The organism is Sphingomonas sp. YR710, from assembly GCF_900101455.1.
In the GTDB taxonomy this organism is placed as follows: Bacteria; Pseudomonadota; Alphaproteobacteria; order Sphingomonadales; family Sphingomonadaceae; genus Rhizorhabdus.
The window spans coordinates 130,281-147,620 of record NZ_FMZJ01000002.1 but is presented as its reverse complement, the minus strand read 5'-3'; the positions used below and the strand labels follow the sequence as shown (position 1 = coordinate 147,620).

The following is a 17,340-nucleotide window of genomic DNA, read 5'->3' as shown; positions in this document are numbered from 1 at the left end:
GCTCCACAGGCGCGCTGTCGGCAGGAGAGGCGATCGATGCGCAGGATGATCAAGATCGGATTGGGGGCGCTGGCCGTTCTGGCTTTCGCCGGGCAAGCGGAGGCCGGCTTGCGCGCGGTCTATTTCGATGCGGCGAAATCGGGCCAGCTCGTGATCGAGGTCGCCGACAATGGTGATGCGCGGATCGGCGAGGCCGATAGCAGCGATTACGGGCTGTTGCTCGGCGGCCATTTCTACATCGTCGGCGGGCAGCAGGGCGTGCCGATGGTGGCACGGATCGAGGATGTCGGCGCGGCGGTCGATCGCGTGGTTCCGCCGATCTTTCACGATCTGCTCAAAAACCCTGTGGCGGCATCGGCATTGCCCGCGCACCTGCGTATCGAGGCCGGGGCCGAGCAGAATGTGGGCGGCTATGCGGGGCGCCTTTACCATGTCCGCGGGCTCGATAGCGCCGACCCCGACAAGGCCGCCGATTATGTGATAAGCAAGGATGCCGCGCTGGTGCCGGTGGGGCGGGTGCTCGAACAATTCATGAATGCCGCACTTGTGCCGGCCGCGGTGATGATGGGGCCGGCCATCCCCGAGCTGATCGGCGAGACGCGGGAAATCTTCGCGCTGGGCACGCCGATCGATGTCGGCGGCCGGTTCCGGCTCGATCATGTCGATATATTCGCTGTCGCGCCGGGCCGGCTGGCGCTGCCGGCCGAACCCGCGACCGTCGATGCGCTGGTGGCGGCGATGAAGGCCGATATTGCGGAAAATGCGCATCGCTGAAAGGATCAGGATGACGCAATTCACGGGAGCCTGCCTGTGCGGTGGTGTGCGGCTTGTCGCTTCGGGAGAGCCGGAGGGCGTCGCGGCCTGCCATTGTGCGAGCTGCCGCAGGCATAGCGGCGCGCCGTGCACGGTGTTCGCCGACTATCGGGCCGATCGGGTCGCGATCAGCGGCGAAGCCTTCACCCGTTACGCATCATCGCCGGGTGTCTGGCGCGGCTTCTGCGGCGTGTGCGGATCGACGATGTCCTATCAGGGCGCCAATCTGCCCGGCATGATCCATCTGCATATCGGCGTTTTCGACGATCCGGGGCGATTCCGGCCACAAGCCCATGAGCATGAAGAGATGCGGCTGCCGTGGATCCATGTCTCGATTGCGGACTGAAGGACTCAGCAGGCGATAACGCGCGCGTGGCCGGCCGAAGCATAGTCGATTATCTTCCGGTCGCGCGTAACCACCGGCATCTGATGATGACGCGCCGTGGCGAGAATCAGCCGGTCACCCGGATCCCCATGAATCGGTTCGGGCAGGAACGACGCGGCGATCATGATCTCCGGCAACAGCGGGGCGATTCTGATGCCCGGGCCGGCAACGAAGCGCGCGAACCAGCTTTGCGGATCGGGCAGGAATGATACGGCACCGGACCGGCCTTGCCGCGGCCGGCTGAGCATGCCGATTTCCCACGCCGAGGCGGGTGACACGAAGATGCCGTCGGCCGAGCCCGCCGAGATGATGGCCGACAAGGCTTGCGGCTGCAGGGCGTCGCCATTGGCGAGCCATATCAGCGCGCATGTGTCGAGCAGGACGGCCCGTGCGCCATCGACGGCGGTGCCTGCCGTCATTGGTGGAGGATGCCGCGCTCAGCCAGAACGGGTTCGTCAAGGACAGGCGCGGTCAGATCGAGGTCGTCCGGTATCGAGACCGAAGTCCGCATGAATCCATGGATATCGTTGACAGCCTGCGCGTCGCAGGGCGGCGGCGTCAGGATTGCGACGACCTTCCCGCGCTTGGTGATGGTCACCTTGTCGACATCGTTATGCGCGAGCCGATCGAGGATGCTGAGGCAGTTCGTCTTGAATTCGGTCGCGCCGTAGATTTCGATACGCATGGGGCACCATATGGTCATATTTAATGACTGGTCATATAACATGACCATATGGTGCTGTCCACGATTTCTCCGCGCGGGCGGTCGAGGGGGCCGGTCCGGCCCCCTCGCCATTACTTGGCGATGCCGCTCGCCGAAAGAACCGCCAGCGTCAGCAGTTCGGATGCGGTCGCCGACATCGTGGCAATCTGAATCGGCTTTTCGAGGCCGACCAGCATCGGTCCGATCATCGTGCCGCGGCCGAGCTCACGCAGCAGCTTGGCCGAGATGTTGGCCGATTGCAGGCCGGGCATGATCAGCACATTGGCCGGGCCGGAAAGGCGGCAGAACGGGTACATTGCCATGACCGACGGGTTGAGCGCGGCATCGGGCGCCATTTCGCCTTCATATTCGAAGCTGGCGCCGCGCTTGTCGAGAATCGCGACGGCCGCGCGGACCAGTTCGAGATAACTGCCCGGGGGGTTGCCGAACGTCGAATAGGACATGAACGCGACGCGTGGTTCATGCCCCATGCGGCGGGCGACGGCCGCGGTCTGCTCGGCAATGTCGGCCAGTTCCTCGGCGCTTGGGCGTTCGGTGACGGTGGTGTCGGCGATGAACGTCGTGTGGCTCTGGCCGACGAACAGGTGGATGCCGCACGGGCGATGCCCCTCGACCGGATCGATCACGCGGCGGATCTGGCGGAAGGTGTGGCTGTAGGTGCGGGTGACGCCGGTCACCATCACGTCGGCCTCGCCCAGCGCGAGCAGCAGCGCGCCGAAGATGTTGCGATCCTGGTTGACCATTACCTCGACTTCGCGGCGCAGATAGCCGCGGCGGCGGAGCCGCTCGTAGAGATAGTCGACCATCTTCGGCACCAGCGGCGAGACGCGGCTGTTGTGCAGCTCATATGTCTCGGGATCATCGACACCCAGTTCGCGCAATTTGTCGGGCACGTCATCGCGGCCAACCAGTAGCGGCGTACCATAGCCGCCATTCTTGAACTGGATGGCCGCGCGCAGCACTACCTCTTCCTCGGCCTCGGCGAACACAACGCGTTTGGGATGCGCGCGCGCCGTTTCATAGGCCATCGTCAGCACCGACGTCGTCGGATTGAGGCGGGCCTTCAGGCTGTCGCGATAGGCGCCCATGTCGAGCAGAGGCTTGCGGGCGACGCCGCTGTCCATCGCCGCCTGCGCGACGGCGGCGGGCACGATTTCCATCAGCCGCGGATCGAACGGTGCCGGGATGATATAATCGCGCCCGAAACGCGGTGCCTCACCGCCATAAGCGGCGGCGACTTCCTCGGGAACCTGCTCGCGGGCGAGTTCGGCCAGCGCACGGGCGGCGGCGATCTTCATCTCCTGGTTGATGCCGGTCGCGCGCACGTCGAGCGCACCGCGGAAGATGAACGGGAAGCCGAGCACATTGTTGACCTGGTTCGGATAGTCTGAACGGCCGGTCGCGACGATCGCGTCGGGGCGCACGGCCTTGGCTTCGGGCGGGGTGATCTCGGGATCGGGATTGGCCATCGCGAAGATGATCGGATGCGGGGCCATCGTCTTGACCATCTCCGGCGTCAGCGCGCCTTTGACCGAGAGGCCGAGGAACACGTCGGCACCCTTCATCGCATCGGCCAGCGTCCGTCTATCGGTTTTGGCGGCATGCGCCGACTTCCACTGGTTCATGCCCGCGGTGCGGCCCTGATAGACCACGCCCTTGGAATCGCACAGCAGCACATTGTCGTGCGGCACGCCAACCGCCTTGATCAATTCGGTGCAGGCAATCGCGGCCGCGCCGGCGCCGTTCACCACGACCGACATGTCCTTCAGGTCGCGATTGGTGAGAAAGGCGGCATTGATCAGGCCGGCGGCGGCGATGATCGCGGTGCCGTGCTGATCGTCATGCATCACCGGAATCTTCATCACTTCCTTGAGCGCCTGCTCGATGATGAAGCATTCGGGGGCCTTGATATCCTCCAGATTGATGCCGCCGAAGCTCGGCTCCATCAGCTTGACCGCGGCGATGAAGGCATCGGGATCCTCGGTGTCGAGTTCGATGTCGATCGAATCGACGTCGGCGAACCGCTTGAACAGGACGGCCTTGCCCTCCATCACCGGCTTCGCGGCCAGCGCGCCGAGGTTGCCGAGGCCGAGGATCGCGGTGCCGTTGGTGATGACGGCGACGAGATTGCCCTTGGCGGTATAATCATAAGCGGTTTCGGGATCTTCGGCGATCGCGCGCACCGGCACGGCGACACCCGGCGAATAAGCCAGGCTCAGGTCGCGCTGGGTCGCCATCGGCTTCGAAGCGATGATCTCGATCTTGCCGGGGCGCCCGGTGGAGTGGAAGAACAACGCCTCCCGATCGGAAAACTGCACCTTATTGTCGCTCATTGTGCTCTCCCCCGAGACGCCGTGTGCGGCGCGTCAATACGTGATGTGACTCGGTGTCTTTTGGGGCATGGCTGAGGCCGCGACAAGCCGCTATCAGCCCATTATGGTTCGAAGCGCAAAAAACGATACGGCTGCGAAAGAGGCTGCCCCCACGCCGATGATGGCGCAATATCTAGCGCTGAAGGCTGCGGCGGAGGATTGCCTGCTTTTCTACCGCATGGGCGACTTTTTCGAGATGTTCTTCGACGATGCGAAGATCGCCTCGGCGTCGCTAGATATCGCGCTCACGGCGCGGGGCGAACATGATGGTGCGCCGATTCCGATGTGCGGCGTGCCGGTGCACTCGGCCGAGGCTTATCTCGCCCGGCTGATCAAGGCGGGCCACAGGGTCGCGATCGCCGAACAGACCGAAAGCCCTGCCGAGGCGCGCAAGCGGATGGGGTCGAAGGCTTTGGTCGGCCGCGCGATCGTGCGGGTCGTGACCGCGGGCACGCTGACCGAGGAGGCTCTGCTCGATGCGCGGGCGGCCAACTGGCTGGTGGCGGTCGGCGCGACGGGGCAGGGCGTCGATCGCCGGCTCGGCCTCGCCGCAGCCGACATCTCCACCGGCCGGTTCGAGATCGTCGCGCTGGCGCCCTCCGCGTTCGACGCCGAGATCGCCCGGCTCGATCCGGCCGAACTGGTCTGTGCGGAGGATCTCGACGAGGCACCGGCTGGCGCCCAGCCCTGGCCGCGCGCGCATTTCGACAGCATCGCGGGTGAGATGCGGCTGAAAGCGTTGTTCGGCGTCTCGACGCTCGACGGCTTCGGCCATTTCGGCCGGGCCGAGCTGGCCGCGGCGGGCGCGCTGATCGCTTATCTCGATCGCGCCGGGCAGGGCAGCCTGCCCTTCCTGCAGCCGCCGCGTCGCCGCGAGGTCAGCGATCATATGATGATCGATGCAGCGACCCGCGAAAGCCTCGAGATCACCCAGGCGCAGGCGGGCGGCCGCAAGGGCAGCCTGCTCGATTCGGTCGATCGCACGGTGACGGGCGCGGGCGCGCGCCTGCTGGCGGCGGATCTTTCGGCGCCGCTCACCGATCGCACGGGCATCGAGCGGCGGCTCGATCTGGTCGGCCTGTTCGCGGAGGACGGTGCCCTGCGCGATCGCCTGCGAGGCACGCTCCGGGCTTTGCCGGACATCGGCCGCGCGCTCGGGCGGCTGGTGGCCGGCCGCGGCAGCCCGCGCGATCTCGGCCAATTGCGCGACGGGCTGGCACAGGCGCAGATGCTGCGCGATGTGCTGCAGCGGATCGATCCTGCGCCTACCTTGCTGCAATCCTTGCTCCCTGACTTTCTCGGCCATGAGCCGCTCGTCGATCTGCTCAGGCGAGCGATCGTCGCGGCACCGCCGATCGATACCGCGCAGGGCGGCTATATCGCCGAGGGCTATGATGCGGCGCTCGACGAATTGCGCGGGCAAGGAGGCGAAGGCCGGCGTGCTATCGCCGCGCTCGAGGCGCGCTATCGTGCGCAGACCGGCATCGCCTCGCTGCGCATCCGCCACAATGGCGTGCTCGGCTATCACATCGAGGTGCAGGCGAAACATGCCGATCCGCTGATGGCGGTCGATTCGGGCTTCACCCATCGCCAGACCTTGGCTGGTGTTGTCCGCTTCAACGCGCCCGATCTGCACGAACAGGCGATGATGGTCGGCCAGTCGGGCGCGCATGCGCTGGCAGCCGAATCCGCGCATCTCGAGGAATTGATCGCCGCGGCCCTCGCGCGGACTGCCCAGATTGCAGCGACCGCGGATGCGCTGGCCCGGCTCGATGTCGCCTCCGCTTTGGCCGAGCGCGCGGCCGAGGGTGGCTGGACCCGTCCGCACTTCGAAAGCCACAATTGCTTCGACGTGCGCGGCGGCCGTCATCCGGTGGTCGAGTCGGCTGTCGCCATGCAGGGTGGGCGCTTCGTCGCCAATGACTGCTGCCTGTCGGAGGATCGCCGGCTGTGGCTCGTGACGGGCCCCAATATGGGCGGCAAGTCGACCTTCCTGCGACAGAACGCGGCGATCGCGATCCTCGCGCAGGCCGGCAGCCCGGTGCCCGCCGAGAGCGCCCGGCTCGGCATCGTCGATCGGCTGTTCAGCCGGGTCGGCGCTTCCGACAATCTCGCGCGCGGGCGATCGACCTTCATGGTCGAAATGGTCGAAACCGCCGCGATCCTTGCGCAGGCCACCGAGCGCAGCTTCGTGATCCTCGACGAGGTCGGACGCGGCACGTCGACCTATGATGGCCTCGCCATCGCCTGGGCGGTGGTCGAGGCGGTCCACGACATGAACCGCTGCCGCTGCCTGTTCGCGACCCATTATCATGAGCTGACCCGGCTCGCCGAACGGCTCGACGCGCTCTCGCTCCACCATGTGCGGGCGAGAGAATATAAGGGCGAGCTGGTGCTGCTCCACGAGCTTGCCGATGGCCCCGCCGATCGCAGCTATGGTATCGCCGTCGCCAAGCTCGCCGGCCTGCCGCCACCCGTGCTAGCGCGCGCGCGCGACGTGCTCAAGCGGCTCGAGGCGGGGCGTGCGGCAACGGGTGGCCTCGCGGCGGGACTCGACGACCTGCCGCTTTTTGCTGCAGCCGCAGCAGCAGCACAGGAGGCGGCCGTCGATGCGCTGCGCAGCGAACTCGATGGCATCGACGCCGATGCGCTGAGCCCGCGCGAAGCGCTGGACATCGTCTATCGACTCAAGCGGCTGGCCGCGGAGAGCGGAGATAGCCCGATATGATGACATATCATAGGCTGCGTCGGCCTAGCGTTCAGCTCTCCTCATCGTCATCCCCGCGGAAGCGGGGACCCATGGACGGCGGCACCTTTCGCCTCCCGCCGCCCGTAACCGTGGGTTCCCGCTTACGCGGGAAGACGATTGGGGTGGGCGCATCGTGATGTCTTCACTCTTGGAGATCGACCGATGACCGCAACCCAATCCCTGCTCGCCTTCCTGATCGCAGCCGGATTGCTCACGGTCACGCCGGGTGCGGATACGGTGATGGTGCTGCGCACCGCGGCCGTCGAGGGGCCGCGCCGGGCAATGCTGGCGGCGATCGGGATCGGGGTGGGCTGTCTGGTCTGGGGCATAGGCGTGGCGCTCGGTCTCGGGGCGCTGATGGCCGCGTCGCCAGCCCTGTTCACGGTCGTTCGCTGGATGGGGGCCGCTTATCTGGCATGGATCGGGGCCCGTCTGATCCTGCGCCCGCGCAATCGCCTCGATATCGACGATACCCAAGGAGCGTCGACCGGGGGCCTCATATGGTTGCGGCGCGGGCTGGCCACCAATCTGCTCAACCCGAAGATCGGCATATTCTATATTGGCTTCCTGCCGCAATTCGTGCCGGCCGCTTATCCAGCTGCCGGGACGATGCTCTCGCTGGCCGGCCTGCATGTCGCCATGGGATTGCTCTGGTTCGCCCTGCTGATCGGCGCGACGCTGCCGCTGCGGCGGATCCTGACGCGGCGGGCGGTGGTGCGTACGATGGATCGCGTAACCGGCACGGTCTTCGTCGCTCTGGCGACGAAGCTGGCGATCTCCCGCTGATCAGAATTCAGCCGGCCGACGCGGCGGTGAATAGCGCCAGTTGCGCGTCGAACGCGCGCTGAAAAGCGGGCCGGGCTTCGCCGCGGGCGACATATAATGAGAGGTTCGGATATTCGTCGAGCAACGCCGAGCTTTTCAACCTGCGCAGCACCGATATCATCATCAGATCGCCAGCGCTGAACGCGCCATCGAGCCAGTCGGCACCCCCAAGCCGATGCGAAAGCTGGTCCAGCCGATCGCGGATGCGATTCTCGAGTGTAGGCAGGCGGTGCTCGTGCCAGCTCTCGTCGCGTTCGGTCAATATCGCGCTTTCGCGATGGACGATCGGCGGCTCCATCGTGCTGACCGCGGCGAACATCCATGTGATTGCACGCGCACGCGCTTTCGCATCGTCAGGCAGCAGGCCGCCATGGTGCTCGGCGATATGGAGGACGATCGCCCCCGATTCGAACAGCACGAGATCGCCTTCCGCATATGTCGGAATCTGCCCGAAAGGCTGGTGCGCCAGATGTGGAGGCTCCTTCATCGCGCCGAAAGACAGCAGGCGAACGTCATAATCCAGCCCCGCTTCCTCAAGCGCCCAGCGGACGCTCATGTCGCGCGCGAGCCCCCGACCGCGATCGGGGGATTTCTCAAAGGCTGTGATCGTAATCGTCATGGTCGGGCTCCCAAAGGGGTAAGGTGCTCCGCCCGGTCGTCATTTGGCAATAGGACGTCCGCGTCAGGGCTCCCGACCCGCCGTGTAATGCCTCTACCTAGCTCTTTAACCGATTCGCGCTTATGGCGCGCACATGGCCACCCGTTTCGAAGCACTGCCCCAGCGTCGGGCGATCATTGATCGGCGTGCGATCGCCGATGCGCTCGCGGCGTTGATGCCCGGCAATTATGATGCGGCACCGCTGCGCCAGGCTGCCACCTTAATTCTCAAAGCGGCGCTCGAAGAAGGACGGGCGGAGATCGCCCGGCGGCTTCAGGCGGCGCCATCGCGCGGGCATGAAACGGCCGCGGCTTATGCCTTCCTGACAGATCAGATCGTCCGCCTGATCTTCGATTTCACGGTCGAGCGGCTCTATCGCAACAGCAATCCCAGTGCCGGCGAACGGATGACGGTGATGGCCGTCGGCGGCTATGGCCGTGGCGAGATGGCGCTGTTTTCCGATGTCGACATCGCCTTCCTCACGCCCTGGCGGCAGACGAGCTGGAGCGAGCAGGTCATCGAATCGATGCTCTATTCGATGTGGGATCTCGGGCTGAAGGTCGGCCATTCGAGCCGCTCGCTCGACGAGATGGTGCGCATGGCGAAGAGCGACCTGACGATCCGCACCGCTTTGCTCGAAGGCCGCTTCGTCTGGGGTGACGAGGCGCTTTACGATCAGGCAGCGAAGCAGTTCGATCGCGACGTCGTCTCGGGCACGGCGCGCGCCTTCGTCACCGAAAAGCTCGCCGAGCGCAACGAGCGCCACCGGAAGATGGGCGACAGCCGCTATGTGGTCGAGCCCAATCTGAAGGAGGGCAAGGGCGGTTTGCGCGATCTCCACACGCTCTTCTGGATCGGCAAATATGCCTATCAGGTGCGATCGGTCGCCGAACTGGTCGAAAAGGGGCTGCTGACCAAAGCCGAATTGCGGCAGTTCCAGAAGGCCGAGAATTTCCTGTGGGCCGTGCGCTGCCACCTGCATATCGTCACCGGCCGGGCCGAGGAGCGGCTGACCTTCGACGTCCAGCCCGAGATTGCGCGCCGGATGCGCTATGCCGATCGGCCGGGCCGATCGTCGGTCGAGCGCTTCATGCAATTTTATTTCCTGACCGCGAAACAGGTCGGCGATCTGACCGCGATCTTCCTTGCCCATCTGGACGAGACGTTTGCCAGCAAGGGCCGCCGCTTCGGCCTGCCCACGCTGCGCCGTCGTAAGCCGACCAAGCTCGATGGTTTCATCCTCGATCGCGGGCGTCTGGCGATCCCGTCGGATAATTTCTTCGCCGAGGATCCGGTGCGGCTGGTCCAGATGTTTGCGCTCGCCGACAAGTATGCGCTCGAAATCCATCCGCTGGCGATGCGCGCGGCGGGGCGCGACGCGAAGTTGATCGACAATCAGGTGCGGCGCGATCCGCGTGCCAATACGCTGTTCATGGATGTGCTGACGTCGCGCAACAATCCCGAAACGGTGCTGCGCTGGATGAACGAAGCGGGCGTGTTCGGCCGTTTCGTACCCGATTTCGGCCGGGTCGTGGCGCAGATGCAGTTCGATATGTACCACCATTATACGGTGGATGAACATTCGATCCGCGCGATCGGGCTGATGTCGCGGATCGAACGGGGCGAGCTCCGGGACGATCATCCGGTCGCCACCCAGGTGATGGCGCTGATGGTGTCGCGCCGCGTGCTCTATGTGTCGATATTGCTGCACGATATCGCCAAGGGGCGCGGCGGCGATCATAGCGTGCTGGGCGCCGAGGTGGCCGAGAAGCTGTGCCCGCGCTTCGGGATGACCCCGGCCGAAACCGAAACCGTGGCATGGCTGGTGCGGTACCATCTCGTCATGTCCGATACGGCGTTCAAGCGCGACCTTTCCGATTTCAAGACAGTTCTCGATTTTGCCGAAAAGGTGCAGAGCCCGGAACGATTGCGCCTGCTGCTGTGCCTGACGATCGTCGATATCCGCGCAGTCGGCCCCGGCGTGTGGAACAGCTGGAAGCGCCAGTTGCTGATCAACCTGTACGAATCGGCCGAGGAAGTCTTGCGGCTGGGCCACAAACAGACCGGCCGCCGCGAAAAGGTCGCGGTCAAGCAGCGGATGCTGGCGGAGCGGTTGGGCTGGGACGAGGCGCGTTTCGCGGCCTATGCGGCGCGCCTGCCCGAAAGCTATTGGGTGGCCGAAGGGATCGATATCCTTGAGGCGAATGCGCGGCTGATCGCATCGGCGGACGAGGCATCGAAGTCGCTGTCGATCGTCGCGGCGCCCGATGCCGATCGCGGGGCGACGCTGATCACCATCTATGCTGGCGATCATCCGGGCCTGTTCTACCGGATAGCCGGCGCGATCCATCTGGCCGGCGGCAGCATCATCGATGCGCGCATCCACACCAGCCGCGACGGCATGGCGATCGACAATCTGCTGATCCAGGATCCATTCGGCCAACCGTTCGACGATGATGATCGGATGCGGCGGCTGGCGATCACGATCGAGGATGCGCTGGCGAATCGATCGCGCATGGCGGACAAGCTCGCGGCGCGACCGCTCTCGCGCCCGCGTGCCGATGCGTTCACGATCGAGCCGAACGTGCTGATCGATAACCGTGCCTCGAATCGCTACACGGTGGTGGAGGTCAACGCGCGCGACCGGCCGGCGCTGCTGCACGCTTTGGCCAATGCCCAGTTCCAGGCGCGGGTGACGATCCATTCGGCGCATATCGCGACCTATGGCGAGCGCGCTGTCGACGTCTTCTATGTCACCGATCTGACCGGCGATAAGATCAGCAGCCCGTCGCGCCTCAAGACGCTGGAACGCTTGCTGCTGGACGCCGCGGCTGGCACAATTACCAAGAAGGTCGCCGCCTGACGCGACCCCGGAGGTCGTTATCATGGGCGTTTTGGGAATCGGTGGGCTGTTCTTTCGGGCGCGAGATCCCGAAGCATTGAACGCGTGGTATCGCGATCGGCTCGGCGTCGGCGCGGGATGCAGCGCAGCGGGCGCGGGCGAGCCGGATGAATGGTCGTGGCAGACGCTTGGCGGCCCGGTGGTGTTCGCGCCGTTCAAGCACACGACCGATTATTTCCCGGCCGATCGCCAGTTCATGCTCAACTTGCGCGTGTCGAGCATCGACGATCTGATCGCGTCTTTGCAGGCAGCCGAGGTCGCCGTCGAAACCCGCGCCGAATGGGACGCGCCCGAAACCGGCCGATTCGCGCGGATTCAGGATCCCGAGGGCAACGTCATCGAACTGTGGGAGCCGCCTGTCGGCTAAATTCCTCCCCGGAACGGGGAGGGGGACCGCCCGCGCAGCGGGTGGTGGTGGGGCTTGCGGAACCCTTCGGTATGCCCCTCCGTCAGCGCTTCGCGCTGCCACCTCCCCGAGCAAGCTCGGGGAGGAATTAGAAGGTCACTTCGGCGCCAGCACCATCAGCATCTGGCGGCCTTCCATGCGCGGGAACTGCTCGACCTTGGCGGTTTCGGCCATGTCAGCCTGGACGCGCTGGAGCACCTGCATGCCGAGCTGGCCATGGGCGAGCTCGCGGCCGCGGAAACGCAGGGTGACCTTCACCTTGTCGCCGTCGTCGATGAACTCGTTGATCTTCTTCATCTTCGTATCATAATCATGATCGTCGATGTTCGGACGCATCTTGATCTCCTTGATCTCCTGCGTCTTCTGGCTCTTGCGGGCGAGGTTGGCCTTTTTCTGGGCCTCATATTTGAACTTGCCGACGTCGAGGAACTTCGCGACCGGCGGATCGGCATTCGGCGACACTTCGACCAGGTCGAGACCGACGGCAGCAGCCTGCTCCATCGCCTCGCGCGTATACAACACACCCAGATTTTCGCCATTCTCATCGATCACCCGAACCTTGGGCGAAACGATGAACTCATTATAGCGGGGACCATTGAGTGGCATTGGCGGCTGTCCCAGAGGACGCCGGATCATGGGCGGACGTATAGCGGTGGCTCCTGTAGTTTCTATTCCAGCGCGCGATATAAGCGTTCACGCATCAATTTGAAAGATAGGGGAAGGGCTGTTTTTCAAGCGGTCGAGTCTGCTTAATTCCCCCCCGAGCAAGCTCGGGGGGGAATTAGAAGCGCTTCCTCACATCAGATCCGGCGGCGTGGCCTCGGCCACCAGCGCCGCAATCGCCTCGTCGATGCTCATCACCTTCTGCTGCTGCTCGCCGAGCCGCCGGATCGCGACAGTGCCTTCCTCGGCCTCGCGCTTGCCGACCACCAGCAATGCCGGCACCTTGGCCAGCGAATGTTCGCGGACCTTGTAGTTGATCTTCTCGTTGCGGGTGTCGCTTTCGACGCGCAGCCCGGCCGCCGCCAGCTTCGCGACCACGTCCGCAGCGTAATCGTCGGCATCGGATACGATCGTCGCCACCACCGCCTGCACCGGCGCGAGCCAGAGCGGGAAGCGGCCGGCATGATGCTCGATCAATATGCCGATGAAGCGTTCGAATGTGCCGAGGATCGCGCGGTGGAGCATCACCGGCCGGTGCCGCTCGCCATCCTCGCCGACATAGCTCGCGTCGAGCCGTTCGGGCAGGACGTAGTCGAGTTGGATCGTCCCGCACTGCCACGTCCGCCCGATCGCGTCGGTCAGATGGAATTCGAGCTTGGGCGAATAGAAGGCGCCTTCGCCGGGCAGTTCCTCCCAGCCATAATCCGCGGTCGCCCGGCCCGTGGCAATCACGGCGTTGCGCAGGTCGGCTTCGGCCTTGTCCCACATCTCGTCGGTGCCGAACCGCTTCTCGGGGCGCAGTGCGAGTTTGATCGCATAATGTTCGAAGCCGAGATGCCGGTACACGGTATCGAGCAATTCGCAGAAGATGCGCACTTCCTCGACGATCTGGTCCTCGCGGCAGAAGATATGGCCGTCGTCCTGCGTGAACTGGCGCACCCGCATGATGCCGTGCAGCGCGCCGTGCGGCTCGTTGCGGTGGCAGCAGCCCATTTCGGCCATGCGCATCGGCAGGTCGCGATAGCTCTTGATGCCCTGGCGGAAGATCAGCACATGCGCCGGGCAGTTCATCGGCTTGAGCGCCATCATGTCGGCATCGGCCGAGATCACCGCGCCCTCATCCTCGGTGTTCGGGATCTCGTCGGGCACCACGAACATATTTTCGCGATATTTGCCCCAGTGGCCCGATGCCTCCCACTGCTTCGCGTCCATGATCTGCGGCGTCTTGACCTCGACATAGCCGCCGCGATCGATCTGGCGGCGCATATAGGCCTCGAGCTGGCGCCAGATCATGTAGCCGTTGGGATGCCAGAACACCGAACCATGCGCTTCGGACTGGAGGTGGAACAGGTCCATCTCCTGGCCGATCTTGCGGTGATCGCGCTTGGCGGCTTCCTCGAGCCGGGTCAGATGCGCGTCGAGCTGCTTCTTGTTGAGCCAGCCGGTGCCATAGATGCGGCTGAGCATCGCCTTGCTCTGGTCGCCGCGCCAATAGGCGCCCGATACGCGCGTGAGCTTGAATGCCTGCGGATCGAGCTTGCCCGTCGACGGCAGATGCGGGCCGCGGCACATATCGAACCAGTCATTGCCGGAACGATAGACCGTAAGATCCTCGTCGCCGGGCAGTTCGGCGGCCCATTCGGCCTTGAACGTCTCGCCCTGCTCGCGCCAGCGCGCGATCAGATCCTCGCGCGCCCACACTTCGCGCGTGAGCGGCTTGTTGGCGGCGATGATCCGGCGCATCTCGGCCTCGATCGCGGGCAGATCCTCCTCGGTGAACGGGCGGTCCTTCGGCGCGAAGTCGTAATAGAAGCCGTCGTCGGTCGACGGGCCAAAAGTGATCTGCGTCCCCGGAAACAGGCTCTGCACCGCCTCGGCCAGCACGTGCGCGAAATCGTGCCGCGCGAGATCGAGCGCATCGGCCTCATCGCGCGCCGTGACCAGCGCGAGATGCGCACTCGCCTCGATCGGCCGATCGAGATCGCGCAACTCGCCATCGACCCGCGCCGCGATCGCCGCCTTGGCCAGCCCCGGCCCGATCGCCGCGGCGATCTGCATGGGCGTAGTCCCCGTCACGACATCGCGAACCGAGCCATCGGGAAGCGTGATCGTGATAAGGTCAGCGTCGGACACGGGAAAAGCCTGTTCTGTCGGGTGGATTGAGGGTGGCGAGCCTTGGTGGCGTGGGCAGATCGAGTCAAGCCAGATTGGTCGGCTCAACAGGGCAATCGGGGTGAGTGCATGCGATAGCTCCCCACCTCGTCTTCCCGGCGAAGGCCGGAACCCATAGCCGCAACGCAGACGGATATATCCCCGCCGCTCAGCATTCAGCCTCCTGGACAGGGCCTATGGGTCCCGGCTTTCGCGGGGAAGGCGACCTTTTGCAGGCAATGCCTGCCATAGGGGCTGCCTTATTCACCCGCCTGCCTTGGTCCGTCAGGCTGATCTGATGGCGAACTCGCCCGGCGTCTCCACGCGCAGGTTCGGAAATAGCCCGCGCATATGCGTAACGTTCCAGGTGACGATGACGTCGCAGCCCTGCGCTACCGCAGCCTCGCCGATCAGCCGGTCATAGAGCCGCGGGCCAATACCGCTGTCTCGGGCGTAGCTGCGGATCGTCTCGATAGTCTGCTGCGGCGTCAGGCCGGCGAGCTCGGTCATCGCACGGACGCCGGCGATCGCTGCCCACGCTTCCTCGGCCGTGAAGCCGAACGGCATCGGCCCGCCTTTGCGCGTCAAGGTACTGTACGTCTCTGCCCAACTGTGCGCTGCGACGGCAAAGCGCGGCGGTCCATCGATTTCCAACAGGCCCAGCGAGGGAGCGTGATGGGCATGGTCCTCGACGAGCATGGCGATCAGCACGTTGCTGTCGAGCAGCGCGTTAATCCTCGCCATCGCGGTTCCGCACCGCCTCCAGCGCTGCATTTGCCCCCTCGAGAGTGATCGTTCGTCCACTGCCTGGCAGTACGAGGATCGATCCCCGTCGTACCAACCGCCCTACGGGCGCCGTCTTCGGCGGAACATAAGCTCGCAACGCCTCCTCGACGATCTGGGTGGCGGTCATTCCGGTCTGGCGTGCGAGTTCGTGTGCGCGCTGCCGCGCAAAGCTGGATCGGACGTTGAACTGGGTCGAGATGGTGCGTGACATGGGACGTTCCTCGCGGCGATATATAGCTGAAAAGGGACGCGAGGGCTAGCCACTCAAGAGTATTGTATAGCCACGCGACGCGATCCTCGATCGCCCCCTTCCGTCCACATCCGCTTCGGCGCTATCACACGTCCTATGACCGCCTTCCTCACCCGCCCCGACAAGCCCGCGCTCGCGTACCGATACCGTCCCGGCCGTGGGCCGGCGATCGTCTTCCTATCCGGCTACAATTCGGACATGACCGGCGGCAAGGCGACCGCGCTCGATGCGTGGGCGGCGCGCGAGGGCCGGCCGATGTTGCGGCTCGATTATACCGGCTGCGGCGCCAGCGAGGGCGCGTTCGACGATGGCACGATCGATATGTGGCTGGATGACGTGCTCGACGCGATCGATGCGTTCGTGCCCGTGGGGCCGCTGATCCTCGTCGGCTCGTCGATGGGCGGGTGGCTGGCCGTTCTGGCGGCGCTCCGGCTCGGCGATCGGGTGAAGGCGATCCTCGGGATCGCGGCGGCGCCTGATTTCACGTCCTGGGGCTTTTCGGACGACGTCATCGACTTTCTCAAAGCGAATGGCCGGATCGATGAGCCGTCCGACTATGGCGACGATCCCTATGTGACGACATTGGGCTTCTGGCTGTCGGGGCAGGCCAATCTGCTGCTCGATGGCGAGATCGCGCTCGATTGCCCGGTGCGGCTGCTGCAGGGGCAATTGGACGAAACGGTGCCGGTTTCGGTTGCGCTGCGGCTGTCGCGGGCGCTTCGTTCAGCCGATGTGCAGACGATCCTTGTCAAGGATGGCGATCATCGATTGTCGCGTGACGCGGATATCGCCTTGCTGATCGCGACGGTCGGCCAATTGCTGGAGCCATGATGCTTATTCTCCTAGCGGCCCTGCTCAGCGATGCCACCCCGGCGGGCCACGAAGCCGATGTCGTCGCCCACCGCACCAGCAAACCCTATGTCCCCGACATGGCCGTGGATCACGAGGCCACCTGCGCAAAGCTCGTCAAGACCGATCCGGCCAAAGCCGAGGCCGAGGCCAATGTCTGGCGGACGGCCGGCGGCGGCGTATTGGCGCGGCAGTGCCTTGGCCTCGCGCTCGCAGGCCAGGCGAAATGGGCGCCGGCCACCGAGGCATTCGAGCAGGCGGCGCGCGATGCCGAACTGCAGAAGCTGACGATCGCACCGATATTGTGGATGCAGGGCGGCAATGCCGCGCTCGCCGGTGACGAGCCGATTCGGGCGCGCAATGCCTTCGATCGCGCGCTGGCGCTTCCGGGACTGTCGACGGAGATGCAGGGCGAGGTGCATCTCGATCGCGCGCGCGCGGGTGTCGCCGCCAATGATCTGCCCGGCGCGCGCGTCGATCTGACCGCGGCGACCAAACTCGTGCCCCGCGATCCGCTGGGGTGGCTGCTGACCGCCAATCTGGCGCGCAAGCAAAAGGATATGCCCGCGGCCTTCGCGGCGATTCGCGAGGCGACCCGGCTCGCGCCGAACGATCCCGCCGTTGCTTATGAAGCTGGCAATCTCGCGGCGGCCACCGGCCAGATGGCGGATGCGAAGGCTGCCTGGACCCGCGCCGCGCAGAGCGATCCCGATGGGGATGCCGGGCGGGCGGCGGCGCTCGCGCTGAAGGGCGGGGAGGAAGCGGGCAAACCCTGAACCGCTTTTATTGCCACCCGCGGCACACTAC

At 65.1% G+C, this 17,340-nt stretch carries 16 protein-coding genes; 8 read left to right on the top strand and 8 right to left on the bottom strand.

The window, feature by feature from the left end:
* Positions 1 to 36: 36 nt before the first annotated feature.
* Together BLS13_RS03115 and BLS13_RS03110 are read left to right on the top strand one after the other, a co-directional pair.
* Entirely contained in the window at positions 37 to 774 is a 738-nt protein-coding gene (locus BLS13_RS03115; protein WP_093449730.1) for a hypothetical protein, read from the top strand.
* Between the two features lie 10 nt (positions 775 to 784).
* On the top strand, positions 785 to 1,159 hold the full coding sequence (locus tag BLS13_RS03110) for a GFA family protein (protein ID WP_176943408.1): 375 nt from the start codon (positions 785 to 787) through the stop codon (positions 1,157 to 1,159).
* Between the two features lie 5 nt (positions 1,160 to 1,164).
* Here BLS13_RS03110 and BLS13_RS03105 read toward each other — a convergent pair whose 3' ends face one another.
* From BLS13_RS03105 to BLS13_RS03095, 3 genes are all read right to left on the bottom strand, one after another.
* Positions 1,165 to 1,617 carry a type II toxin-antitoxin system VapC family toxin gene (locus tag BLS13_RS03105; protein WP_093449726.1) on the bottom strand — a complete coding sequence of 151 codons (453 nt, stop codon included), beginning with the start codon at positions 1,615 to 1,617 and terminating at the stop codon, positions 1,165 to 1,167.
* Positions 1,614 to 1,883, bottom strand: coding sequence for a type II toxin-antitoxin system Phd/YefM family antitoxin (locus BLS13_RS03100; RefSeq protein ID WP_093449724.1), 270 nt, complete (start codon positions 1,881 to 1,883; stop codon positions 1,614 to 1,616). Before BLS13_RS03100 ends, BLS13_RS03105 begins: the two co-directional genes overlap by 4 nt.
* Positions 1,884 to 1,993: 110 nt before the next feature.
* Positions 1,994 to 4,255, bottom strand: coding sequence for an NADP-dependent malic enzyme (locus tag BLS13_RS03095; protein ID WP_093449722.1), 2,262 nt, complete (start codon positions 4,253 to 4,255; stop codon positions 1,994 to 1,996).
* A gap of 103 nt (positions 4,256 to 4,358) precedes the next feature.
* Between BLS13_RS03095 and mutS the strand changes: the two genes are divergently transcribed.
* Positions 4,359 to 7,022 carry a DNA mismatch repair protein MutS gene (gene mutS, locus BLS13_RS03090; protein WP_093450135.1) on the top strand — a complete coding sequence of 888 codons (2,664 nt, stop codon included), beginning with the start codon at positions 4,359 to 4,361 and terminating at the stop codon, positions 7,020 to 7,022.
* Positions 7,023 to 7,205: 183 nt separating this feature from the next.
* Positions 7,206 to 7,829 (top strand): LysE family translocator, encoded by a 624-nt coding sequence (locus BLS13_RS03085; RefSeq protein WP_093449720.1) that lies wholly within the window; start codon positions 7,206 to 7,208, stop codon positions 7,827 to 7,829.
* 7 nt (positions 7,830 to 7,836) lie between these two features.
* On the opposite strand, the gene BLS13_RS03080 is transcribed toward BLS13_RS03085, so the two are convergent.
* Positions 7,837 to 8,487 (bottom strand): glutathione S-transferase family protein, encoded by a 651-nt coding sequence (locus BLS13_RS03080; protein ID WP_093449719.1) that lies wholly within the window; start codon positions 8,485 to 8,487, stop codon positions 7,837 to 7,839.
* Positions 8,488 to 8,620: 133 nt separating this feature from the next.
* Here BLS13_RS03080 and BLS13_RS03075 point away from each other — a divergent pair, with 133 nt between their 5' ends.
* Entirely contained in the window at positions 8,621 to 11,389 is a 2,769-nt protein-coding gene (locus tag BLS13_RS03075; RefSeq protein ID WP_093449717.1) for a [protein-PII] uridylyltransferase, read from the top strand.
* Positions 11,390 to 11,411: 22 nt separating this feature from the next.
* On the top strand, positions 11,412 to 11,795 hold the full coding sequence (locus BLS13_RS03070) for a VOC family protein (RefSeq protein ID WP_176943407.1): 384 nt from the start codon (positions 11,412 to 11,414) through the stop codon (positions 11,793 to 11,795).
* Between the two features lie 135 nt (positions 11,796 to 11,930).
* On the opposite strand, the gene infC is transcribed toward BLS13_RS03070, so the two are convergent.
* From infC to BLS13_RS03050, 4 genes are all read right to left on the bottom strand, one after another.
* Positions 11,931 to 12,440, bottom strand: coding sequence for a translation initiation factor IF-3 (gene infC / locus BLS13_RS03065; protein ID WP_256325685.1), 510 nt, complete (start codon positions 12,438 to 12,440; stop codon positions 11,931 to 11,933).
* 189 nt (positions 12,441 to 12,629) lie between these two features.
* Positions 12,630 to 14,630 carry a threonine--tRNA ligase gene (thrS, locus tag BLS13_RS03060; protein ID WP_093449714.1) on the bottom strand — a complete coding sequence of 667 codons (2,001 nt, stop codon included), beginning with the start codon at positions 14,628 to 14,630 and terminating at the stop codon, positions 12,630 to 12,632.
* Between the two features lie 303 nt (positions 14,631 to 14,933).
* Positions 14,934 to 15,392, bottom strand: a complete 459-nt coding sequence (locus tag BLS13_RS03055; RefSeq protein WP_176943406.1) for a type II toxin-antitoxin system VapC family toxin — start codon at positions 15,390 to 15,392, stop codon at positions 14,934 to 14,936.
* Positions 15,379 to 15,645, bottom strand: a complete 267-nt coding sequence (locus BLS13_RS03050) for a hypothetical protein (RefSeq protein WP_093449711.1) — start codon at positions 15,643 to 15,645, stop codon at positions 15,379 to 15,381. The genes BLS13_RS03055 and BLS13_RS03050 overlap by 14 nt, the downstream gene beginning before the upstream one ends.
* 135 nt (positions 15,646 to 15,780) lie before the next feature.
* Between BLS13_RS03050 and BLS13_RS03045 the strand changes: the two genes are divergently transcribed.
* On the top strand, positions 15,781 to 16,515 hold the full coding sequence (locus BLS13_RS03045) for an alpha/beta hydrolase (RefSeq protein WP_093449709.1): 735 nt from the start codon (positions 15,781 to 15,783) through the stop codon (positions 16,513 to 16,515).
* The gene (locus BLS13_RS03040) at positions 16,515 to 17,309 is read left to right on the top strand and encodes a tetratricopeptide repeat protein (protein ID WP_218123224.1); all 795 of its coding nucleotides are present in this window, start codon (positions 16,515 to 16,517) and stop codon (positions 17,307 to 17,309) included. The genes BLS13_RS03045 and BLS13_RS03040 overlap by 1 nt, the downstream gene beginning before the upstream one ends.
* Positions 17,310 to 17,340 lie beyond the last annotated feature (31 nt).